At 39.3% G+C, this 21,421-nt stretch carries 25 protein-coding genes, 1 pseudogene and 1 riboswitch; of the genes and pseudogenes, 16 read left to right on the top strand and 10 right to left on the bottom strand.

Features of this window, described 5'->3' with window-relative positions; all coding sequences use genetic code 11:
* Nucleotides 1–87: 87 nt before the first annotated feature.
* From CIK00_RS18160 to thiE, 10 genes and pseudogenes are all read left to right on the top strand, one after another.
* On the top strand, nucleotides 88–309 hold the full coding sequence (locus tag CIK00_RS18160; RefSeq protein ID WP_101770032.1) for a TA system antitoxin ParD family protein: 222 nt from the start codon (nucleotides 88–90) through the stop codon (nucleotides 307–309).
* The gene (locus CIK00_RS18155) at nucleotides 302–592 is read left to right on the top strand and encodes a type II toxin-antitoxin system RelE/ParE family toxin (protein WP_101770031.1); all 291 of its coding nucleotides are present in this window, start codon (nucleotides 302–304) and stop codon (nucleotides 590–592) included. Before CIK00_RS18160 ends, CIK00_RS18155 begins: the two co-directional genes overlap by 8 nt.
* 270 nt (nucleotides 593–862) lie before the next feature.
* Nucleotides 863–1,303 carry a hypothetical protein gene (locus CIK00_RS18150; RefSeq protein WP_144043183.1) on the top strand — a complete coding sequence of 147 codons (441 nt, stop codon included), beginning with the start codon at nucleotides 863–865 and terminating at the stop codon, nucleotides 1,301–1,303.
* A 211-nt stretch (nucleotides 1,304–1,514) separates the two neighbouring features.
* A riboswitch (TPP riboswitch) is annotated at nucleotides 1,515–1,615 on the top strand.
* A gap of 108 nt (nucleotides 1,616–1,723) precedes the next feature.
* Complete coding sequence (gene thiD, locus CIK00_RS18145; protein ID WP_101770029.1) at nucleotides 1,724–2,566, top strand: bifunctional hydroxymethylpyrimidine kinase/phosphomethylpyrimidine kinase; 843 nt, start codon at nucleotides 1,724–1,726, stop codon at nucleotides 2,564–2,566.
* Nucleotides 2,556–3,323: an ABC transporter ATP-binding protein gene (locus CIK00_RS18140; protein ID WP_101770028.1), complete on the top strand. Its 768-nt coding sequence runs from the start codon at nucleotides 2,556–2,558 to the stop codon at nucleotides 3,321–3,323. The genes thiD and CIK00_RS18140 overlap by 11 nt, the downstream gene beginning before the upstream one ends.
* A gap of 73 nt (nucleotides 3,324–3,396) precedes the next feature.
* A pseudogene (locus CIK00_RS18135) lies at nucleotides 3,397–4,122 on the top strand (ABC transporter permease); the annotation flags it as partial.
* Between the two features lie 92 nt (nucleotides 4,123–4,214).
* Nucleotides 4,215–5,141: an ABC transporter substrate-binding protein gene (locus tag CIK00_RS18130; RefSeq protein ID WP_232602783.1), complete on the top strand. Its 927-nt coding sequence runs from the start codon at nucleotides 4,215–4,217 to the stop codon at nucleotides 5,139–5,141.
* Nucleotides 5,142–5,152: 11 nt separating this feature from the next.
* Complete coding sequence (gene tenA, locus CIK00_RS18125; RefSeq protein WP_101770026.1) at nucleotides 5,153–5,851, top strand: thiaminase II; 699 nt, start codon at nucleotides 5,153–5,155, stop codon at nucleotides 5,849–5,851.
* Entirely contained in the window at nucleotides 5,844–6,674 is an 831-nt protein-coding gene (thiM, locus tag CIK00_RS18120) for a hydroxyethylthiazole kinase (RefSeq protein ID WP_101770025.1), read from the top strand. Before tenA ends, thiM begins: the two co-directional genes overlap by 8 nt.
* Entirely contained in the window at nucleotides 6,674–7,330 is a 657-nt protein-coding gene (gene thiE, locus CIK00_RS18115) for a thiamine phosphate synthase (RefSeq protein ID WP_101770024.1), read from the top strand. Before thiM ends, thiE begins: the two co-directional genes overlap by 1 nt.
* A gap of 144 nt (nucleotides 7,331–7,474) precedes the next feature.
* Here the strand turns inward: thiE and CIK00_RS18110 are convergent, their stop codons facing one another.
* Nucleotides 7,475–7,795, bottom strand: a complete 321-nt coding sequence (locus CIK00_RS18110; RefSeq protein ID WP_045038366.1) for a YkgJ family cysteine cluster protein — start codon at nucleotides 7,793–7,795, stop codon at nucleotides 7,475–7,477.
* A 214-nt stretch (nucleotides 7,796–8,009) separates the two neighbouring features.
* Between CIK00_RS18110 and CIK00_RS18105 the strand changes: the two genes are divergently transcribed.
* From CIK00_RS18105 to CIK00_RS18095, 3 genes are all read left to right on the top strand, one after another.
* Nucleotides 8,010–8,657: a MarC family protein gene (locus tag CIK00_RS18105; protein ID WP_101770023.1), complete on the top strand. Its 648-nt coding sequence runs from the start codon at nucleotides 8,010–8,012 to the stop codon at nucleotides 8,655–8,657.
* Nucleotides 8,658–8,865: 208 nt separating this feature from the next.
* A complete protein-coding gene (locus CIK00_RS18100) occupies nucleotides 8,866–10,470 on the top strand; it encodes an ABC-F family ATPase (protein WP_101770022.1) in 1,605 nt (534 codons plus the stop codon).
* Between the two features lie 250 nt (nucleotides 10,471–10,720).
* Entirely contained in the window at nucleotides 10,721–11,221 is a 501-nt protein-coding gene (locus CIK00_RS18095; protein WP_167388583.1) for a peptidylprolyl isomerase, read from the top strand.
* A 97-nt stretch (nucleotides 11,222–11,318) separates the two neighbouring features.
* Here the strand turns inward: CIK00_RS18095 and CIK00_RS18090 are convergent, their stop codons facing one another.
* The 4 genes from CIK00_RS18090 to CIK00_RS18075 all read right to left on the bottom strand — a co-directional run bounded on the left by CIK00_RS18090 (nucleotide 11,319) and on the right by CIK00_RS18075 (nucleotide 12,866).
* Nucleotides 11,319–11,687 carry a DUF3703 domain-containing protein gene (locus CIK00_RS18090; RefSeq protein WP_202820819.1) on the bottom strand — a complete coding sequence of 123 codons (369 nt, stop codon included), beginning with the start codon at nucleotides 11,685–11,687 and terminating at the stop codon, nucleotides 11,319–11,321.
* A 55-nt stretch (nucleotides 11,688–11,742) separates the two neighbouring features.
* On the bottom strand, nucleotides 11,743–12,066 hold the full coding sequence (locus CIK00_RS18085) for a YbjQ family protein (RefSeq protein WP_101770019.1): 324 nt from the start codon (nucleotides 12,064–12,066) through the stop codon (nucleotides 11,743–11,745).
* 59 nt (nucleotides 12,067–12,125) lie between these two features.
* Nucleotides 12,126–12,407, bottom strand: coding sequence for a hypothetical protein (locus CIK00_RS18080; protein ID WP_101770018.1), 282 nt, complete (start codon nucleotides 12,405–12,407; stop codon nucleotides 12,126–12,128).
* Between the two features lie 138 nt (nucleotides 12,408–12,545).
* A complete protein-coding gene (locus CIK00_RS18075; protein ID WP_101770017.1) occupies nucleotides 12,546–12,866 on the bottom strand; it encodes a hypothetical protein in 321 nt (106 codons plus the stop codon).
* 306 nt (nucleotides 12,867–13,172) lie between these two features.
* Between CIK00_RS18075 and CIK00_RS18070 the strand changes: the two genes are divergently transcribed.
* Nucleotides 13,173–14,294: a TDT family transporter gene (locus tag CIK00_RS18070; RefSeq protein WP_101770016.1), complete on the top strand. Its 1,122-nt coding sequence runs from the start codon at nucleotides 13,173–13,175 to the stop codon at nucleotides 14,292–14,294.
* Between the two features lie 72 nt (nucleotides 14,295–14,366).
* On the opposite strand, the gene CIK00_RS18065 is transcribed toward CIK00_RS18070, so the two are convergent.
* Nucleotides 14,367–15,272, bottom strand: coding sequence for a DMT family transporter (locus tag CIK00_RS18065; RefSeq protein ID WP_101770056.1), 906 nt, complete (start codon nucleotides 15,270–15,272; stop codon nucleotides 14,367–14,369).
* 219 nt (nucleotides 15,273–15,491) lie between these two features.
* Here CIK00_RS18065 and CIK00_RS18060 point away from each other — a divergent pair, with 219 nt between their 5' ends.
* Both CIK00_RS18060 and CIK00_RS18055 read left to right on the top strand, forming a co-directional pair.
* A complete protein-coding gene (locus tag CIK00_RS18060; protein ID WP_101770015.1) occupies nucleotides 15,492–16,958 on the top strand; it encodes a C69 family dipeptidase in 1,467 nt (488 codons plus the stop codon).
* Nucleotides 16,959–17,131: 173 nt separating this feature from the next.
* Nucleotides 17,132–18,265: a ribosomal protein uL16 3-hydroxylase gene (locus CIK00_RS18055; protein ID WP_101770014.1), complete on the top strand. Its 1,134-nt coding sequence runs from the start codon at nucleotides 17,132–17,134 to the stop codon at nucleotides 18,263–18,265.
* 73 nt (nucleotides 18,266–18,338) lie between these two features.
* Here CIK00_RS18055 and CIK00_RS18050 read toward each other — a convergent pair whose 3' ends face one another.
* From CIK00_RS18050 to CIK00_RS18035, 4 genes are all read right to left on the bottom strand, one after another.
* Nucleotides 18,339–19,013, bottom strand: a complete 675-nt coding sequence (locus CIK00_RS18050; protein ID WP_101770013.1) for a DUF3313 domain-containing protein — start codon at nucleotides 19,011–19,013, stop codon at nucleotides 18,339–18,341.
* 207 nt (nucleotides 19,014–19,220) lie between these two features.
* Nucleotides 19,221–20,333 (bottom strand): NADH:flavin oxidoreductase, encoded by a 1,113-nt coding sequence (locus CIK00_RS18045; RefSeq protein ID WP_101770012.1) that lies wholly within the window; start codon nucleotides 20,331–20,333, stop codon nucleotides 19,221–19,223.
* A gap of 226 nt (nucleotides 20,334–20,559) precedes the next feature.
* Nucleotides 20,560–20,841, bottom strand: a complete 282-nt coding sequence (locus CIK00_RS18040) for a hypothetical protein (RefSeq protein ID WP_101770011.1) — start codon at nucleotides 20,839–20,841, stop codon at nucleotides 20,560–20,562.
* Nucleotides 20,842–20,930: 89 nt separating this feature from the next.
* Entirely contained in the window at nucleotides 20,931–21,320 is a 390-nt protein-coding gene (locus CIK00_RS18035; protein ID WP_202820818.1) for a hypothetical protein, read from the bottom strand.
* Nucleotides 21,321–21,421 lie beyond the last annotated feature (101 nt).

The following is a 21,421-nucleotide window of genomic DNA, read 5'->3' as shown; positions in this document are numbered from 1 at the left end:
GCTGTTGGCACTTAACATGAAGATGCAAATTGCGACATATGTAGCAATACGCTACAATATAGAAAACGAACTAAAGGATAATTTAAAATGGCAACAGCAAGTATTAGACTAGATCAAGAATTAGTCGACAAAGCGACAATTATGGCTAAAGCCCTTAGCCGAACAGCACCAAAACAAATAGAACATTGGGCAAAAATTGGAGCAATAATGGAAGATAATCCAGAATTATCTTATGAGTTTGTAAAACAAGCAATTATTGCTAAAGCTGAAAAAGAGATGGGTCAATTAGAGAGTTATCAATTTGACTAATATAACTCAAGTTTTACAGACTCCTACCTTTAAAAAGGCGGTAAAGAAACTACATAAAAATCAAAAAACAGATCTAGATAATGCCGTTAAAGAATTAATAAAAGAACCATTACTCGGTGAACAAAAAAAAGGAGACCTATCCTTTTTACGTGTCCATAAATTCAAAATGGTTAAGCAATTAATGTTACTTGGCTACAGCTATGAAGATGGTACTGTTACTCTTGAATTAATGGCTTTAGGTTCTCATGAGAATTTTTATCGTGATATTAAAAATATATTTTGATGCACAAATACTAACTCTGCGTCACGCCACCAAAAGGCTCATACTAGAGCCTCTTCAATATTAGCTTTATATAAACAAAAGTCTGCACTTTCAAACCTAGATTATCACCAAACCTATCCTAGAATATTTCTATACAATACTCAGTAAAAAATATCACTCAAAAAATGACAACACTATGATTATCTTGTATTTTTATGGAATAGCGCAAACTTTCAACCACCAACATAAGTTATTATATTTTCAATAACGGTATAACCTGCGATGGAAAATATGTCTGAGAATAATTTAATTTGTGTCCTTTATGGTAGTTCAAACACTGGAAAAACCACCTCACTACGTCTTTTAGCAAAAAAATTAGAACAAATAGCAATAGCAATAGCAAGTATCACTATTCCAAATGAGGATGATTTTGCCGTAACATTCATTCTAAAAAATAAAAAAATAGGCATTATTACGGGTGGCGATGACCGAGGTGCTATCGAATCAGGTTTAACACAAATTAATAATAATCGTCGCTGTGATATTATTTTTTGTGCCTCAAGAACTAAAGGTCAAACAACTGATTTCTTAAATGAAACATTTAAAAAAGAAGAATTACGCTGGATTACAAATATGTACGTCTATGGTAATAATGACGAACAAGCGTTCCTTTGTAATCAATCGGTTTCTGATTTTCTTTATAATTCATTGCTATTAGAATTAGCAGTATAACAAATCAAAATAAGCACCGAAAAACTGACACCTATCTCATTTATAAATAGTCAGTATCAGATTCATATACCAAAAAACCACTTCAGTTCACAACAATAAAACCTTCACCAATTTAATATGTTATTTATTAACAATCTCGCGTAATGTTTGTAACGTGTTATTTCTTAATAAAATATAGAGTGACAATCCAATTATTCTGAATTAGGATAATTGCCATTAGTCGGGGGGCGTTAAGCTGAGATCACTGTAATGGTGGGACCCGTTGAACCTGAACCAGTTAACACTGGCGGAGGGAACTAACTATCAACGGATTACCAACGTTAATAGATGCAAGCTAAGTCAACTGCACACTCTCATACCGCAGTTTACACTTCCCCGCTTGATAACTTGTTCCTGATGCTAGCGCGTAAGGAATGAAATATGTCACACAACCCATCATCGCATCACACAACTACTCCTATTGTATTAACGATTGCAGGATCAGACAGTGGCGGCGGCGCAGGCATTCAAGCCGATATTAAAGCCATTTCAGCAACAGGCAGTTACGCTTGCTCGGTTATTACGGCGATTACCGCCCAGAATACTCAAGGTGTTAGCGGCATATTCTCCATTCCTCTTGATATGGTTGAGCAACAGCTGGACGCCGTATTCAGTGACCTCAATATTCAAGCCGTGAAAATTGGTATGCTCGCCGACAGTGATATTATTCAACTGGTTACTGCTAAAATTCGTCATTACCAACCTAAGTTTTTAGTCATTGATCCGGTGATGGTTGCCACCAGCGGTGATGTGTTATTACAACAACATGCCATTACTACCCTCAAAACAGAATTACTGCCACTGGCTGATATTATTACCCCTAACCTACCAGAAGCCGCTGCATTAACGGGTTTAGAAATCCCACAATCACTGGCTGATATGCAAGCGATGATCAGTGCGTTACGGGAGATTAATCCTCATGCAGTGTTACTCAAAGGTGGGCATTTAGAACAAAGTAGTGATAGCACTGATTTACTCATTCTCGCCACTGACGTTATTGAACTGACAACCCCTCGTATTCATACCAACAACACCCACGGCACGGGTTGTACCTTATCTGCGGCTATCGCATCTTATTTAGCTCAAGGCAATGATCTTACAACGGCAACTACCTTGGCTAAACGCTACATTACCGCCGCCATAACCGCCGCCGATGAACTCAATGTTGGTCATGGTCACGGCCCAGTAAATCACTTCTTTGCAGGTCATCACCATGTGCGTTGATCTGGAAATTACCATAACTAATGGCAGTTTACGCTATCACTCAAGCCCCCGTTCAAATACAAATAAGGCGGTAATTGAGAACCTTAATCTGACTATTGCCGCCAATAAATGGACTTGTCTGGTGGGTAAAAGTGGCTGTGGTAAAAGCACCCTGATCAAGTTCTTAGCCGGATTACTCTCTGAAAGTACGGAATGGCAAGGTCAACTGACGATTTCAGACAATCAGCCTTTAACGGGGCGAGTGGCTTATATGGCACAACAAGATCTGTTATTGCCTTGGTTAACGGTGTTAGACAATGTCTGTATTAGCAGTAAGTTCGGTCATCACAACTCAACACCCAATCTAAAACAACGGGCAATGACATTATTAGAACACGTTGGTTTAGCAGATAAACATCAACTACTACCACAACAATTATCGGGCGGTATGCGCCAACGAGTCGCCCTCGCAAGAACGCTGTTACAAGATCAACCGATTGTATTAATGGATGAACCGTTTTCGGCATTGGATGCCGTCACTCGCTATCGCCTTCAAGATCTGTTTGTAAAGTTACTCAAGCATAAAACTGTGGTGTTGATTACCCATGATCCTCAAGAAGCGATTCGATTAAGTGATCAGCTGTATATTTTGCAAGGCGAACCCGCTTTCGCGACGGCATTATCGTTGCCGCCAACATTGCCACCACGGCGCTTTGATGCTGAATCAGCCAGCCACCAGCAACGTATTTTTGACATATTGGCACACGATCATGACTGATATTACCCGTTTAATCACCACCACATCGTCCCATCAACAACGGCACCCACAGCGTGAACTTGCGACACCAATACGGTTTCTGATCAGTATTAGTGTGCTACTTGGATTATGGCAACTGACGGTGGTGGTATTCAACTTGCCGAGCTTTATTTTACCGCCACCGCTTGATGTCGCGCAGCGGTTAATAACACGTTATGACGTATTGCTAAGTAACACTTGGGTCACAGCTCAAGAGATCATCCTTGGGCTAATACTCGGTTTATCATTAGGGCTATTTTTTGCCTTACAAATGCTGCTGTTTAAGCCCGTTAAACAGTGGTTATTACCGTTACTGATTGCCAGTCAAGCCATCCCTGTATTTGCCATCGCTCCGGTATTAATGCTGTGGTTAGGCTACGGTATGGGATCCAAAGTGGTAATGGCAGCGTTAATTATCTTTTTCCCCGTCACCACTTGTTGTTATGACGGCTTACGTAATACCCCCACCGGTTACCTTGAGTTATCCGCCACGATGGGCGCGACCAAATGGCAACAGCTTAAATATATTCGCTTTCCTGCCGCCTTACCTGCCCTAGCTTCTGGCATTCGAGTTGCGGTGGTAATTGCCCCGATTGGTGCTGTCGCTGGCGAATGGGTGGGTGCGAGCAAAGGCTTAGGTTATTTAATGCTACAAGCCAATGCGCGGATGATGATTGATGAAATGTTTGCCGCGCTGTTTATTTTGTCATTGTTATCAATATCACTGTATTTCATTACCGATAAATTATTAAAGCGCTTTATTCCATGGCAACGGTTGTAACAGGCTAATGCTTTACCTAATACCTATTTTTAGACTCACTCTTTAAAGGATCTATTGTGAAACATATTTTGTTAATTACCACAACAATGTTGATGCTGTTTGGCTTCTCGGTCAGCGCAGATGCGACAACCGCCCCCCAAAAGCTCACTAAAATAAGCCTAATGCTCGATTGGTTTGTAAACCCTAATCATGGTCCGATTATTATTGCCCAAGAACGGGGGTATTTTAAACAGCATGGGATCGAGGTTGATATTCAGCAACCTGCCGACCCATCATTACCACCTAAATTAGTCGCCGCCAATAAAATCGATCTTGCCGTTTCTTATCAGCCTAATTTAACCATTGATGTTGCTGCTGGCTTACCTTTAATTAAAACCGCAACCTTGATTGCGACACCGCTTAATACATTGATGGTATTAAAGAAAAGTGGCATCACTGATTTATCACAACTGAAAGGTAAAACCATTGGTATTTCAGTCGCAGGCAATGAAGACGCCACCATTGGCGCCATGCTAGCTGATCACGGTGTAAAATTAAGTGATGTCAACATCGTCAATGTCGGCTGGGCGTTATCATCTTCATTGGCATCAGGCAAAGTTGATGCTATTTGGGGTGGATTACGTAACTTTGAAACCAATCAATTAGCACTAGAAGGCTACCCGACTACATCATTTTTCCCAGAAGAGAACGGTATTCCTAGTTATGATGAATTAATCTTTGTTGCTAACAGTAAACATTATAACCGCCAAGCGATCACCGCATTTAATGCCGCAATTACTCAAGCAACCACCTATATCATCAATCACCCAGATGCAGCGTGGAAACAGTTTATTCAATACGCGCCCGATACGTTAGATAACAAGCTTAACCATCAAGCATGGAACGATACGTTAACCCGATTTGCTTTGCGTCCTGCGGCTGTCGATTTTAAACGCTACGATGATTACGCCCAATTTCTATTTAAACACCACGTTATAACGCAACTGCCCCAAGCCAAAAATTATATTGGCCGCTTCTAAGGAGAGATCTCATGACATACCAAGATTTAATTGATGCTTGCCAACCCCAGTGGACCACCTATACCCAGCACCCATTTGTGATGCAACTGGGTCAAGGCACACTGCCCCACAATTGTTTTATGCATTATTTAAAGCAAGATTTTTTATTCTTAAAACAATATGCCCGCGCTTATGCGTTAGCGATTTATAAAGCTCGCACCTTAGCCGATATGCGTCGAGCGCTACCAAGTGTGGCCGCTTTATTGGATCATGAAATTGCTCACCATGTTGATTACTGTGGCGCTTGGCATTTAACCGAACAAGATATGGAACAAGAGCCAGAAGATGTCGCAACAGTGGCTTACACCCGTTATGTATTAGATGCCGGTATGCAAGGAGATATTATCGATTTATATGTCGCCCTTGCGCCGTGTGCGATTGGCTATGCGGAAATTGGCAACTTACTGGTTAATGATACAAAAACCGTGTTTGACAATAATCCCTACCATAGTTGGATTGCGTTATATAGCGGTGAAGAGTACCAACAAGGTGTTGCCACCGCGACAGTATATTTGAATAACTTACTCGCAGAAATTCCGCTACACAGCCAACGAGGTCAGCAACTGGTTCAAACCTTTAAAGTCGCAACAGAAATGGAAATCGCCTTCTGGCAACAAGGGCTTAACGCAGAAGCTATTAACAATAAATCAGGAGCTGTCGACAATGCATAATCCATCACAGCAAACGCCTACTTCAGCCTCTTTGACCGAAAGCATTATCGCGGCACTGGCGCTGGTCAGAGAACAAAAACCATTAGTGGTTAATATCACCAATTATGTAGTAATGAACAATACTGCTAACGCCTTATTAGCTATTGGCGCGTCACCCATTATGGCGCACTCCCGTCAAGAAATGGCTGAGATGATGCACATTGCAAGATCATTAGTGATCAATATTGGCACCCTTGATAGTGAATGGATTGAACGGATGTTATTTGCCGTTGAACAAGCGAATGCCAATAACAAACCGATAGTGTTAGATCCTGTCGGCTGTGGCGCAAGTGTATTACGTACTCAAACTGCTCGCACTCTGGCAGCAAAAGCCAATAATCTGATCATTCGTGGTAACGCATCTGAAATCATTGCCCTTGCAGGTGAAGCCAGCCAAACCAAAGGCGTTGATGCGCTTGATAGCAGTGATACCGCATTAGCCGCCGCACAAGCGTTAGTTACGCAGTACCACGCCAATGTGGTTATCTCTGGTGAAGTTGATTATGTAGTGACAGCATCACAGACCATCAGCCTTAGTAATGGTCACCACATGATGCCTTATGTCACGGGCATGGGCTGTTCATTAACCGCATTAACTGGTGCATTTGCGGCTATTGGTGAAACTTCAGGGCTGGCGGCTACTGCAATCTATGCCATTGCGGGTGAGATCGCCGCAGAACAATCAGCAGGTCCTGCATCATTACAGCTCAATATTATTGATGGTTTATATCACATCAGTGCCGAGCAAATTTGTCAGCGACTGAATATGGACGTGGTAGCGTAATGATAACCAGCAATCACAATCCTTACTTATTGTATTTAGTCACTGATGATCAGCAAAACCTAACCACCCTTGAACATGTTATCCGTGAAGCCATTGCGGGCGGTGTGACAATGGTGCAAATTCGTGAAAAACACGGTGATGTGCGAGCATTTATTCAGCGCGCCCAAACCGTTAAAGCGATTCTGCAACAGGCTTATACGGCAACAGGTCGTCATATTCCCTTAATCATTAATGATCGAGTAGATGTTGCCTTAGCGGTGGATGCTGATGGGGTGCATTTAGGCCAAACGGATATGCCTGTAACTATGGCGCGACAACTATTGGGGAAAGATAAACTGATTGGGCTGTCAATTGAAACTGAGCAGCAACTGTTAGATTGTGCCAGCCAGCCGATTGATTACATTGGACTTAGTGCTATTTTTGCGACAACGACTAAAACCAATCTGATCACTCATTGGGGATTAGACGGTTTACAACGTGCAGCAGCGATATGTCCATTTCCGATTGTGGCGATTGGTGGTATTAATCACACCAATTTAACTAAAGTGATGACAGCAGGAGCTGATGGGATTGCGATTGTTTCTGCGATAAGCCATGCCGACAATCCTTGCCAAGCGACAGCTGAGATACTGGCAGCAATAAGCTCAAGTAAATAAGCGATAACAAATAGAACAATGGCAAATAGAACAGTAACGCGATAATACAATCAACAATAATCAAGGTAGCTGAATATACCTTGGTTATTGTTTGGGGGATTATTAAAACATACTGACTGTGGTTAATCTTATTATGGTGAACTGTTAATCTTGTTGCGCTGAACGTGGCGGCATCGTGGCACGTTCAATACTGCACTCATACGAGCCCATTTCAAACTCACGACAAATCCACGGACGATTTTCATAAATCGTACACAACAAAGTATCGCGATCAACAGCGGCGCACCAGCCATCATCAAGGCGTAGCATCACTTCACCACCCCACTCGTCAATATCAATGTATTCTTCAGGTACACCTGTATCTGTAATAATCATTACTTCCAAACGGCAACAACATGCTTGGCACGTACTGCAAGTCATGGTTGGATCGGGTTCGGTGCTTATATTGGTTATATCAATGGTCATATCTATCATCGCCATGTTTTCTTGCGCGCATAGTACCTCAAACCCACACTAAAGACACTGACATCATAGTCATCCCTCATTTATCAAACTCTTCACAATCTTCACACCAGTAATAATATTGATATTAATTTTGTATAGATATTTACGTTCATCACCTAAAAATCCATGCTATTGTAATAAAATCAATAACAAAAAATTAACCAAAAGGATGGTTATGCACGATATTACAACAATGACAATCACGGTATTTATGGGTTTCTTTGCTATGATGAACCCCATTGCCAATACCGCTGTTTTTGTCGGAATGACGGGTAATCAAACCCCAGAACAACGCAAAAAAACTGCCTACAAAGCCCTTACCGCCGCTTTTTTTATTATCGCTACCTTCTGTCTTTTAGGTAAAGGGATCTTTGAATTATTCAGTATTACGTTACCTGCACTACGATTATCAGGCGGTATTTTAGTCTTTTTAGTCGGTTATCATATGTTACAAGGTGATAGCTCAAAACTGCATTCACATTCTAACGCTGATGATGCGAGTGAAGAAAAAGATATTTCTATCTCACCGCTCGCATTACCAATTCTTGCTGGCCCCGGCACTATTGCGACAGCGATGAACTATTCAGCATCAGGATCATTTCTACACACTATTATCACAATTGTTGCCTTTGCAACCTTATGTTTAATTACGCTTGTTTGCTTTCTTTACGGTCCAAAACTGGTTGATAAAGTCGGTGAAGCAGGCATTACCATTACCACTCGTTTAATGGGATTGATTTTAACGGTTATCGGAATGCAGATGTTAATCCAAGGCGTACATGACGCTTTCTTGTTATTTGATACCGCCAATTTAGCTAAATAATTCAGACCTAATCCGCACCATCCCTCCTCGATAACAGCCTTAGTCTTTCTTTTTACAAGGCTGTTATCTACTTTGGTTACATTTTAGCCTCGACATTTACAAACAAACCTCTGTATAATGCGCCCCCTTTACATCTATCTCTGTTTTCGTGCGTCTTCTTTTGGCTTACTGTCAAAAAATCATCGAATAAAACTGCTAGGAATACCTCTTGATATCTACCGCAAACATTACAATGCAATTTGGTGCTGAACCATTATTTGAAAACATTTCAGCTAAATTTGGTAACGGCAACCGTTATGGTCTTATCGGTGCAAATGGTTGCGGCAAATCAACCTTCATGAAAATTCTTAGCGGTGCACTAACGCCAAGCTCTGGTAACGTGTCGATCTCTTCAGGGAAACGTTTAGGTACCCTAAGTCAAGACCAGTTTGCGTTTGAGCGATACACCGTTGTTGATGCTGTGATCATGGGCGATGCTGCATTATGGAAAATAAAACAAGAACGTGACCGTATTTATGCTCTGCCAGAAATGACAGAAGAAGATGGCATGGCAGTCGCTGAGCTTGAAAGCGAATTCGCAGAAATGAATGGCTACAGCGCTGAAAGTCGTGCTGGACAGTTATTGCTTGATGCAGGTATCGACGAAGAACTTCATTACGGTTTAATGTCACAAGTAGCACCAGGTTGGAAATTACGTGTGTTACTAGCACAAGCATTGTTCTCTAACCCTGATATTTTGCTACTTGATGAACCAACAAACAACTTGGACATCCACACAATCAACTGGCTTGCTGACGAGTTGAACCTGCGTAAATGTACCATGATCATTATTTCACACGACCGTCACTTCTTGAACTCTGTATGTACCCACATGGCAGATATCGATTACGGCGAATTACGTATTTACCCAGGTAACTACGAAAAATTCATTGAAGCATCATCGCTAATTCAAGAACAATTATTATCAGAAAACGCGAAGAAAAGTGCTGAAATTAATGAACTGCAAGATTTCGTAAACCGTTTTGGTGCGAATGCTTCAAAAGCAAAACAAGCAAGTTCTCGCGCTAAAAAAATGGATAAAATTAAACTTGATGAAGTGAAATCATCAAGCCGTTTAACGCCATCATTACAGTTCAAACCGGGTAAAGCCCTTTACCGTCAAGCATTGATTCTAGAAGAACTGGGCCATGGCTTTGATGGCGAAACCTTATTTGAAGGTGGCGATTTAATATTAAACGCTGGTGAAAAATTAGCGATCATTGGTGAAAATGGTGTGGGTAAAACAACCATGCTGCGTTGTTTAGTGGAAGAACTAAAACACAACCACGGCATGATCAAATGGTCTGACAATGCTTCAGTTGGTTACTGCCCTCAAGATAGCTCTGCTGACTTTAATAATGATTTAGGCATCTTTGATTGGATTTCACAATGGCGTACTAAAGATCATGATGATCTAGCCGTACGTAGTATCTTAGGCCGTTTATTGTTTACTGCTGATGATATCAACAAGAAAGTGAAAAACTGTTCTGGTGGTGAGAAAAACCGTTTATTATTTGGCAAATTAATGATGCTAAATATCAACGTATTGGTAATGGATGAACCCACTAACCACATGGATATGGAAGCGATTGAAGCGCTAAATAGTGCATTAAAAGTGTATGAAGGCACGTTAATCTTTGTTAGCCATGACCGTGAATTCGTATCATCACTAGCAACACGCATTATTGACATTCGTGAAAAGCAAGTGGTTAACTTCCACGGCACATTTGATGAATACATGTCAAACCTTACCCTTGAAGGTAAAATCGTTTAATACATAACACCAGTAGCAAGTTATAACATTTCTTATAACTTGCTATTTTTCTTCAACTACTTTGATTTATTTAGCAATACATAACAGATAAAATGACAACATCCCCTCTTTAATACTCTTCATACTAACTTGCTACTATTTGTGATATTACCCAATCTCAATGATAATCAACGCATATAATCTGTGTTAGCTACAGTTTATGATCTAAATTACGTATACTGCGAGCAACCACCTTAACTAGATAATCATCATGACAACTATTACTTTGATCACCAATGTCGGCAATATCGACATCAGCCTTAATAAACAAAAAGCCCCTGTTACTGTACGTAATTTTATTCAATATTGCCGTGATGGCTTTTATAACGATACGATTTTTCACCGTGTTATTAACAACTTTATGATTCAAGGCGGTGGTCATACTGAAGACTTAGTAGAAAAGCCGACTCGTGATCCGATTGTAAATGAAGCAAACCGTGGTCTTAAAAATATTGTTGGCACGATTGCAATGGCACGTACCGATGCGCCACATTCAGCAACAGCACAATTTTTTATTAATCTCGCTGATAATGATTGTCTTGATTACACAGCAACAACAAACAGTGGCTGGGGATATACCGTTTTTGGCGAAGTAACCACTGGAATGGATGTGGCATATCATATCGCACAGGTAAAGACTGCAACGATACAAGGGCATGAGGATGTTCCATGTGAAACTATCATTATCAATCAAGTGATCATTAACGAATAATGAGTCAGTTTTTATCTAATTAACTGATTGTATTGGTAGATAAATGGATAGGGAGCGTATAAATGATGATCACCGCTCCTACTATTACGGTGCTTAATTAGCGCGATAACGATTTTGTTTTCAGAATAATCTCAGCATGTTCTGCTGATATCGGCATTACTTTTAACGAATGCACATTGCTGCCACCCGTATTACCTATTGGTACACCATCAATAGCCGTTAATAATGCGGCACCGATAATACGTATGCACTGACCACTAATTTCTTTAATATCACCCTGTCTTATCGCCCAACGTAACATTAAATAGTGTGTCTTAACATGCCAGTAAGTTGATTCTTGACCCAGAACATGTGCATTTTCCAAAAAGCGAAATTCCATCGCAGGATCACCTTTTTTTTGCACTTTATATGATCGCAGCATTTCTCTTTTAACATAGGGGGCTATATTGTGGCTAAAATTACTCATTATCCCTCCGAGTCATTATTCATCCTTAAATAATTAACCTAAAATAGTTCTTCTATTATTGTAACGGTTGCAATGTAACAGCAGTGCCAAATGCTAATAGTTCACATGAACCATCCATAATTGCACTGGTTGTAAAGCGAATACCGACAACAGCATCAGCACCTAACGCTGTGGCATCAGCCTCTAACCGTGCCATCGCTTGGCTACGAGCTTCATTAAACATCTCGGTATACCCTTTCAGCTCACCACCAATAATCGTTTTTAAACCAGCCATAATGTCACGGCCGATATGCTTTGATTGCACAACATTACCCGTAACTACACCCAGTATAGCGGTAACCTCATGCCCTGGAACAGTTTCTGTTGTTGAAAAAATCATTTTGTGAAACCCCTCTTAAATTATGGTCTTAATATTAATAGCTTCTTATTAGTATCGTATTATTTTTTATAAAAAACACTTTTATAGCCATTAATAATAGCGTTAATCAATGCTGTAATAAAATTAGCGTTATTGTATTCTTCCATTACATAGATAAAGTTTGACTTAAAATGCTCAACAGCTTTTTCATCCGTTTCAGCCAAAATCACATCATCTTCAACCTTAAACCCCGCTGCCAATAATTGTTTTTTCTGCTCTATAAATTGCTCATCTGCCATATCCAAATAGGTGAACTTCTCACGATTTGAATTGGGTAAACAAAAAAATTGATATTTAGCCATTACACATATCTGCTGCTATCATTATTTATTCATTAATAGCATATTTTTATCACTACCCATGTGTTTTTTATTACAATATTTTGATTTATCTCACAAAAAAATAACAACATTATAAGTTTTACAGCTAAATAGATGATTTTACAAATCACTACAACTGCATGTCACTGCTGGAAAATATGTCATTTTATTATCACGGAATAACATCATTGCAGTATTTATTATGGCTAAGATATCATTCTCATTTTTAGTTAATGGCTGCTCATAAACCCAACCACCACAGCCATAACCCACAAGTGGCAAGCTTTTACTGTCTATCGATTGATCTTCAGCGATCTCTATAACAATAGTGGTCGAGGTTGATGATAAGCACCATGAATAACCTTGCACTTCCCCATAACCTGTTACTTTTGAATCAATGTTAATCTCACCACAATAGTTTTCATTATTTAATTTAATCATTGTTTAAACCTTAATATTACCAAAAACTAATTTTACAACAGTGATTCGTATAAATCATATTAAAATACAATAACATATAATATACCCCCCATAGTCATGCAAAAATAATAACTAAAAATTCAGGTTAAATAATTCTTAACCTATTATTAATAATATTCAATTTTACAAAATCAAAAATGACGTTATAGTTAGTACATTATTTATAAGCACACAATATAAAAACTAAAGATATAAGATTATATCTCCTATTAAAAAGAGAAATATTGCACGCTATTTGTAAAAACTCTCTCATTGAAAAGTATATTTATGTCAACAAATAAACAACAAATCGAATTACAAAAAGAAATGGGTCCCAACTGGTTTGCATCCGTCATGGGTACAGGTATTATCGCTAATGCTGCTGTTGGATTACCTTTTATAGGCAAAGACTTAGTTGGATTTGCAACGGTTGTTTGGTTAATTGCATTTGCGATGCTGATCGTTATGACCATCATCAAAAGCTATCAAACAATCACCAAACCCCATATTATTAAACGTCAATTTAACGATCCAGTGATGTCTCAATTCTTTGGCGCACCACCAATGGCATTTCTGACAATTGCGGGCGGCACACTATTATTAGGTCCTCATGTTCTTGGCCAAAGTCTTGCCCTTAATATTGCGTGGCCACTATTTTGGATTGGTACAATCAGCGGTATTATTACTGCTATTATTATTCCATACCGTTTATTTACTCATAATGAAGTGCATGACGATGCTGCCTTTGGTGGTTGGTTAATGCCCGTTGTTCCACCCATGGTATCAGCCACTATCGGTTCAATGTTCTTATCACATATGGCCCATTCTGCAGCACAACAAACCTTACTTTATGGCATGTATGCGTGTTTTGGTATGAGTTTAATGGCATCAGTCATTATTATTACATTGATCTGGAGTCGTTTAGCACACGCAGGTACATCAGGCAGTGCACGTGTGCCAACGTTATGGATTGTATTAGGTCCGTTAGGTCAATCAATTACTGCGGCAGGGTGTTTAGGTACAGCGGCGATGTTTACTGTCAATGAACCTATTGCCAGTGCAATGAATGTTATGGCGATTTTATATGGCGTACCTATTTGGGGCTTTGCAATGTTGTGGTTCTGTGTCGCGGCATTATTAACCCTACGTGCTATGCGTCGTAAAATGCCGTTTGCATTAACATGGTGGGCATTTACATTCCCCGTGGGCACATGTGTAACAGGGACAACACAATTAGCACTTCATACTGGTTTACCCGCATTTCAATGGGCTTCAATTATCCTCTTTACATTCTTGATCTTAGCGTGGGTTACAGCAGCGTTAGGCACATTTAAAGGCTTTAAACACGGTAAGATTTTTAATAATCCGACTTCTGTTGTCCATATAAAATCAAAAAAAGGCAATAACTAATAGAAACAATCCCTGTGGTATTTAATCAATAAGCGTTAAATATCACAGGTTTTTTAAGTGATCCGTTAAAAATTAGACTATTGCCGCTTTTGCTTTATTAGCGCGTAAACTACCAATCACATTCACTAATGCGCCTAACACTATCATCGCCCCCCCCGCTAATGTCCATGTCGATGGCACTTCACTAAAGACCAACCAACCTAAAATAATCGAAAACACGACTTGAATATAAGAATATGCGGTTGCTTTACTTGCCACTTCGACTTTCATTGCTTTGGTTAAGCCGACTTGACCAAACTGGGTAAAAATACCCACAAAGAGCAGTAAGAATAGCGCTTCTGTAGTTGGCATAACAAAATCATCACCCATTAATAACACTGATAATGGCAATGCAATCAATGGGAAATAGAGAATAATTACCGAACTATCTTCCGTACTGCTTAAACGCTTAACAATAATATAAGACACGCCACTACCAAATGCGCCTAACAGTGCAATACCAATACTAAATAACGGTAATTGTTGAACGTGATCTAGCGTCAGTCCTGGCCCCACCATCAATAACAAACCAATAATCGAACAGAAAATACAAATAATGGTACTGATATGGATTTTTTCTTTGAGGAAAAGGATCGCTAACACCGCCGTAAAAACAGGATTAAGATATTGTAAAATGGTTGCTTCGGCTAAAGGTAAGGTTGAGACTGCATAATAAACACAAATTAATGACAATGAACCAGTCACACCACGGGTTAATAATAGCTTGCGGTTATTGCCCCAGATATCAATCCGTTTCCGTTTGACGTCAGCATAGCTAATAAGCAGTGATACCACCGCACGTGCAGCAACAATTTCAAACACCGGAATACCATAAGTGTGGACTAATTTCACACAACTCGACATCAATGCAAAGGCAAATGCTGACATCAGCATATATCTGACGCCAATAGGAATTTGATTCAAAGAAAACTTGGACATAGGAAGCAGTTCATTAACATAAACAACCATTTTATGAAAATAAACCTCAACCTCCAAGTATTATATCACCCACCGCTGTTTATGATTTAAATTATTCTATTGGTACTTACAGCTGAAAATGAACTGAGAATTAACAAGATAAGATTGTTATTACTGATATGGTTATTTATTTCAGCAAGAATAGAATAAATGTTCATTTTATAAACTTAATTGACGATTATGAAAAAACTACCTTTATTAGCGTGTGCCATTGCCAGTTTACTTGGCACTCAAGCGGCAAATGCGTGTACAACTCTCCTTGTTGGTGATCAAGCCTCAACCAATGATGCCTATTACATGGCACGTAATGAAGACTATAAAGCGGTATGGGCTAAACACTTTGTTCTTCATCCTCATGCTGTTAATGAAAAAGGGCAATTCCACTCCAATACTGATGGCTTTACCTATCCATTCCCTAAAGTGTCATTGGCTTATACATCAATGCAGGATTGGGATACTCATGATAAAACCATGGGTGAAGTGGGCTTAAATTCTGCGGGCGTGGGTATTACCTCAACCGAAAGCCTGACTAACCGAAAAGCCGCACTGGCCGCCGATCCTTATAATACTAAAAATGGTATTAATGAAGATTCAATCGAAAATGTGATTTTACCTCGTATTCACAGTGCCAAAGAAGGTGTTGAATTACTAGGTAAAATCATTGAAGAACGTGGCGCATCACAAGGCTTTGGGGTTGGATTTATTGATAAAACCGGAATTTGGTACTTAGAAACAGGCAGCGGTCATCAATGGATGGCACGTAAAATACCTAAAGATGCTTATTTCATTTCAGGCAACCAATCACGTTTAAAACAATATCTACCTAATAACAGTGATTATCTCGCCTCGCCAACATTAGTTTCTTTTGCTAAACAACATGGTTTGTATGTTACCAAGGCTAATCAACCTTTTGATTTCCATGATGCTTATGCCACTACTGGCGGCCAAGAAAATATCACTTATAACTACCCTCGCGTATGGATTGCACAACATATTCTAAACCCTAAGCTTAAAACACAAATTGATCACGACCAACCGAATTACCCTGTCTTTTTAACGCCTACACATAAAATCTCACTTCAAAAAGTAGAAGCCATTATGCGTAACCATTATCAAGGCACCGCGATGGACCCATATGCAAATGCAGATCCACTCGGCCACTATCGTCCAATTTCAGTATTCCGTTGCGCTGAATCGCATATCATTGAAGTGCGTCCTAATCTACCAACTGCCATTGGTGAAACAGAGTACATTAACTTAGGCATGACGGCGCTTGGGGTTTACATTCCGTTCTATCAAGGAACAACTGAGATCCCATACGGCTATGATATCGGTACTGATGTCGCAAGTAATGGTTCTATCTTCTGGGATATGCGAAAACTACAAACGTTAGGTATGGCGAATTGGAAACAAAATGAACCGATTATTCGTGCTGCCTACGATAAATACGAAGCTGATACCGCTATTGCTCAGAAAAAAATGGAACAAAAATACTTAACTATTTATAAGCAGCATCCAAAACAAGCAACGGCTTTGATTAATCAATTCGAAAAAGTAGCGACAGATAATGCGCTGATAGTGACTAATAAAATATTCACAACGTTAACTCAAAAAGCAGATATGGCGTCACATTTCGCCGGAGCTTAACTCATAGTTCACTAACAATAATAATATTTAGTAATTAAAAAAGTGCCAATATTGGCACTTTTTTTTATGATTATTCATTCCAATATAGGTTTATCCATTAACAAAAACAAATACTATCTCTAAAAATGGATTACGTTATAATCGCCATCCAGCTCAACAATAAATAGAATAATATGTATCAATTGACGTTTTCATTTGAAGAATTTCTTGCCGAGTTTTGGCAAAAGAAACCCACCATTATCAAGGGCGGTTTTAAAAACTTTGTCGATCCCATTACACCTGATGAACTCGCAGGATTAGCAATGGAAGAAGAGGTTGATTCGCGTTATATCGCTAAATTAGCAGATACTTGGGATGTACGTCATGGGCCACTGACTTTTGATGACACCCCTGAAGATAATTGGTCATTCATTGTTCAAGCGGCAAACCATTGGCATGAAGGTGCTGCACAACTGATCACCCCATTTCGTCAATTACCCGGTTGGTTACTGGACGATTTAATGATCAGCTACTCGACCCCAGGCGGCGGTGTTGGCCCTCATATCGATCAATATGATGTATTCATTACTCAAGGTTCAGGTAAACGTCATTGGCGCGTAGGTCCTAAAAAAGATGACTACGAAGAAGAATGTCGTCATCCTGCATTACGTCAAATAAAAGGCTTTGATCCTATTATTGACGATATTTTAGAGCCCGGTGATATTTTATATATTCCGCCAGGTTTCCCGCATGATGGTTACGCCATTGAAACATCAATGAGTTTTTCAGTGGGTTTCCGCTCGCCTAAGAAACAAGAATTATTAAGCAGCTTTGCCGACTTTGTGATTGCGAATGATATTGGTGATGTGCACTACCATAATCCAGCGCTTCCTGCCCGTACTAACAACGGTGCTATCTTGGCAGAAGAAGCAAAAGATCTTGAAAACATGATGCGCAGTTTGCTTGATGATCCACAACGATTAAAGCAATGGATGGGCGAACATCTAACGCAAAATCGTCATGAACTAGATGTAATGGCATCTGAGCCACCATGGCAAAATAATGAAACCTATCAGTTCTTAGAAGACGGTGAAGCGTTTAAACGTATTGGTGGTTTACGTGCGTTTTATCATCCAGATCAAGCTCACCTTGTTTATATTAATGGCGAGCAATATCAATTACCACCAGAGTGTGCTGATGCGGCTAAATTATTATGTGATGAGGAACAAATATCCTATGCTCAATTAGGCGAAAATCTTGATCACCCCGCATTTCTAGCTATGTTGACCCAACTAATTAATATCGGCTATTGGTACCCTGTTGAATAACTAAATCAAAAAAAGCGGCTATTAATGAATATTTAACAGCCGCTCTCTTATTTTTGTTGATGTTGTTAAACGATTACTGTTTATATTGCGCAAGAGTCAGAGATAGTCGCTTAACCCACCAATTGATTGCATCTTTTATGTCATCAGAAGAATCAATCATCGTACTAAAATCTTTATTACCCGTTTTACGATCAATAGCTGCCATAATAGGCTCACCTGTTGTCGCATCACTGATCAATATTTCCATTGACGCTGAACCGACATTGGTATGCTCGCCTGTAAGCACTTTTGATATGGTTGAGATCCCCAACCCCACCGGTAACAGACTACTTGTGATCGCTAAAATAGGGTTCGGTGTTTGAACATTAGTAATCGCAATCGTAACCCGTAATGTCTTTGGCTGTGGCTTTTCAACAACGGTTAACTTTGTATTAAGTGATTTTAACTGATTGATAAAATAATCTTTTATCATAATAATTTCAGTCTCTGATAAGTGATCACTCTTTTCTTTATCAAGCACGATATGTACTTGATCATAAATAATATTGTTGTATTGCGCTATTTTACGTTGTAATGAACGCTGATTAAATATACCCCGTTGCGCCCACACTAAATCAACGCCATCCTTTGGACCTGGGCGAAAGTCTTCATATGTTTCAAATGTCTTGGGCTTTAGTATTTTATGATTATTAGCACAACCTACCGTAGTGATAATGACTAATATCAATAACCAGATCTTTTGTTTCATTACTTTCACCCTCTCATCCATTGAACGATAAATACATTATCCATAGTCGACTGTTATCTATATGTTACTAAAATAACAATATGCCATACTATAAATTAATACTCACAATGATGCAAAGGTAATCATACTGATATTTATTACTCTAAAAGTAAAAAAGAGCTAACACAAAGGTTAGCTCTTTTTTAGGAAACAAATTAATAATATCAATTATAAGCGGGCTAATTCTGCTTTACGGGTTTTATTTACTACACAGAAATTACCACGACGGGTACGGCACTTTGAACAACGCTCACATTCAACGTCAGCCTTATACCCCTCTAACCAACGTTTAATTAACTTAGGTTCAGACAGTAATGGACGTGACAATGCGAAAAATTCAATACCAGTATTGTTTGCCATCGCTTCAATGGCATCAAATTCACTCAAGCCACCAACAGTAATCACTGGCACATCAACATCTTGGCTGATTACGTCGCCGTATTGATGGAAATAGCCTTCAGCTTCAATAGTGTAACCATCGTAAGACTCGCCCACCATGGTGTCAGCCTTACCATGCACGTTACCTGAAATGATAATCGCATCCACACCAACCGCTGCTAGTTCTTTACAAATAAGACGCGTATCAGCAAACGTTAGTCCACCCTCAAAGAATTCAGAGGCGGTTAATTTAACTAAAATAGGGAAATCATCACCGACTAAGGTTCTAATTTTAGCGTAAATTTCTAATAGAAAACGCATACGGTTATCAAGGCTACCGCCATACTGATCATCACGTTGATTATAATACGGACTTAGAAACTGGTTAATTAAATAGGTATGCGCCGCATGAATTTCAACACCATCAAAACCTGCATCTTGAGCACGTTTAGTCGCTAATGCAAAAGCTTCAACAATATAATCAATGTCAGCTTGAGTCATAGCCTGACCTAATGTTTGAGTGCCTTTCTCGCACACCGCACTAGGTGCAAAGATCACGCGCTCGCCAAGGTTGTAAGTGGTTTTAGTGCCACCATAAGCCAGTTGCATCACGATTTTAGAATCGTATTGATGAACAAGATCAGTCAGTTTTTGATATTCTTCGATAAACGAGTCGTTATACATCCCCATCATGCCAGCATTGGGTTTTTCTTCTGCGACAATATTTGCATAACCCGTTACGATCAGCCCCACTTCACCTTGTGCAAGCTCTTCATAAATAGCATAAAGCTTATCGGTCATATGGCCATCTTCTGTCGCCATATTTTCCCATGTTGCACTACGAACAAAGCGGTTTTTTAATGCCATGTTGCCAATACGGGCTTCTGTAAATAAAGTACTCAAATCACGTCCTCTTAAATATCATGTCGTCTTATCTTTACCAACGCCCTAAAAACAAAAAGAACAGCATTAGTGAGCTGTTCTTTTTTATATGTTTTTATCATAAACGCTAAGCTGACATGAATAATACCGTGACTACATCTGAAAATCTTTAATCTGGATTAAGATAATGTCGATTATATCAACTATGCTTTTACGAAATTATAATGGTTCGAATACTTATTCTAGATTAGATAATGGTAACACCTTCAGTTTCAAGCACACTGTTTGCGCCAGCACGATCGATGATTTTAACAAGAACAGATTGAATCGTTTCATCTTCTCGAACATCATTTTCACTCGCAAATTTTTGTTCTTGAGGCTCAGCCCCTTCTGCCAGTGTAAATGTAACAACCACTTCCGTTGCAATATCTGCCGTTTTACCACAATAGGTTAAAGAAAGCTGAGGATAGCCTTTAAAGCCTTTTTTAACCTGCTTTGCAATCCGCTTTTTCGCTTTATCTATATTCATCGTTAACCCTTGCTAATTTTCGTATAAAATCAGAATAATACGCGATCATAATACGTTGAATACAGCAACGATAATACTTAAATTATGCGTTAAGCCACGTAAAACCACTCAGGAGGGGATCGTTTGGTCCATTTAGCAAAGGCTGCTTTGTCGCCACGATAGAAATTTCGATAAGCCTCAATCGCATTCGCTGCTACTTTATAATCATTTGGCATTGCCTGAGCAAATGGTGTTAATCCTACTGCATCATAAGAATGACGCTCAATCTCTGCCAGCACCGCAATCGATTTATGATCAGTGGTTTTGTTATATCTGAATTTATATTCTTTATTTAATGCTAACGTTAATGCTTTTAACCAGAGAAAGTTATCATAAGATTGCTCAACCCAGAGCACGCAAGGATGATTCATATGGGTTGATTTATACGGTGTCGTAAAGCCTTTTTTATTGAGCTGTTGTGGCTTAATGAACTTGTACACCTAAATAGGATAAAATACTCTTAATATCAAAATGGTGTACATAATGAAAAAAGCTCGAACAACTTATTCAGTCGCATTCAAACACGATGCTGCTAATTTAG

Origin of the sequence: Photobacterium carnosum (assembly GCF_002849605.1) — a bacterium.
Classification (GTDB): Bacteria; Pseudomonadota; Gammaproteobacteria; order Enterobacterales; family Vibrionaceae; genus Photobacterium; species Photobacterium carnosum.
Note: the sequence above shows the minus strand (reverse complement) of the source record. Positions and strands in the feature narration are given on the sequence as shown.

Coding starts and splice junctions, on each gene's coding strand:
- CIK00_RS18065 (WP_101770056.1), bottom strand. CDS start 15,272: ATGTCCAAGTTTTCTTTGAATCAAATTCCTATTGGCGTCAGATATATG.
- thiD (WP_101770029.1), top strand. CDS start 1,724: ATGTCACACAACCCATCATCGCATCACACAACTACTCCTATTGTATTA.
- CIK00_RS18160 (WP_101770032.1), top strand. CDS start 88: ATGGCAACAGCAAGTATTAGACTAGATCAAGAATTAGTCGACAAAGCG.
- CIK00_RS18080 (WP_101770018.1), bottom strand. CDS start 12,407: ATGGCTAAATATCAATTTTTTTGTTTACCCAATTCAAATCGTGAGAAG.
- CIK00_RS18140 (WP_101770028.1), top strand. CDS start 2,556: ATGTGCGTTGATCTGGAAATTACCATAACTAATGGCAGTTTACGCTAT.
- CIK00_RS18150 (WP_144043183.1), top strand. CDS start 863: ATGTCTGAGAATAATTTAATTTGTGTCCTTTATGGTAGTTCAAACACT.
- CIK00_RS18060 (WP_101770015.1), top strand. CDS start 15,492: ATGAAAAAACTACCTTTATTAGCGTGTGCCATTGCCAGTTTACTTGGC.
- CIK00_RS18110 (WP_045038366.1), bottom strand. CDS start 7,795: ATGACCATTGATATAACCAATATAAGCACCGAACCCGATCCAACCATG.
- CIK00_RS18105 (WP_101770023.1), top strand. CDS start 8,010: ATGCACGATATTACAACAATGACAATCACGGTATTTATGGGTTTCTTT.
- thiM (WP_101770025.1), top strand. CDS start 5,844: ATGCATAATCCATCACAGCAAACGCCTACTTCAGCCTCTTTGACCGAA.
- CIK00_RS18050 (WP_101770013.1), bottom strand. CDS start 19,013: ATGAAACAAAAGATCTGGTTATTGATATTAGTCATTATCACTACGGTA.
- CIK00_RS18055 (WP_101770014.1), top strand. CDS start 17,132: ATGTATCAATTGACGTTTTCATTTGAAGAATTTCTTGCCGAGTTTTGG.
- CIK00_RS18095 (WP_167388583.1), top strand. CDS start 10,721: ATGACAACTATTACTTTGATCACCAATGTCGGCAATATCGACATCAGC.
- CIK00_RS18085 (WP_101770019.1), bottom strand. CDS start 12,066: ATGATTTTTTCAACAACAGAAACTGTTCCAGGGCATGAGGTTACCGCT.
- CIK00_RS18130 (WP_232602783.1), top strand. CDS start 4,215: ATGCTGTTTGGCTTCTCGGTCAGCGCAGATGCGACAACCGCCCCCCAA.
- tenA (WP_101770026.1), top strand. CDS start 5,153: ATGACATACCAAGATTTAATTGATGCTTGCCAACCCCAGTGGACCACC.
- CIK00_RS18090 (WP_202820819.1), bottom strand. CDS start 11,687: ATGAGTAATTTTAGCCACAATATAGCCCCCTATGTTAAAAGAGAAATG.
- CIK00_RS18070 (WP_101770016.1), top strand. CDS start 13,173: ATGTCAACAAATAAACAACAAATCGAATTACAAAAAGAAATGGGTCCC.
- thiE (WP_101770024.1), top strand. CDS start 6,674: ATGATAACCAGCAATCACAATCCTTACTTATTGTATTTAGTCACTGAT.
- CIK00_RS18075 (WP_101770017.1), bottom strand. CDS start 12,866: ATGATTAAATTAAATAATGAAAACTATTGTGGTGAGATTAACATTGAT.
- CIK00_RS18040 (WP_101770011.1), bottom strand. CDS start 20,841: ATGAATATAGATAAAGCGAAAAAGCGGATTGCAAAGCAGGTTAAAAAA.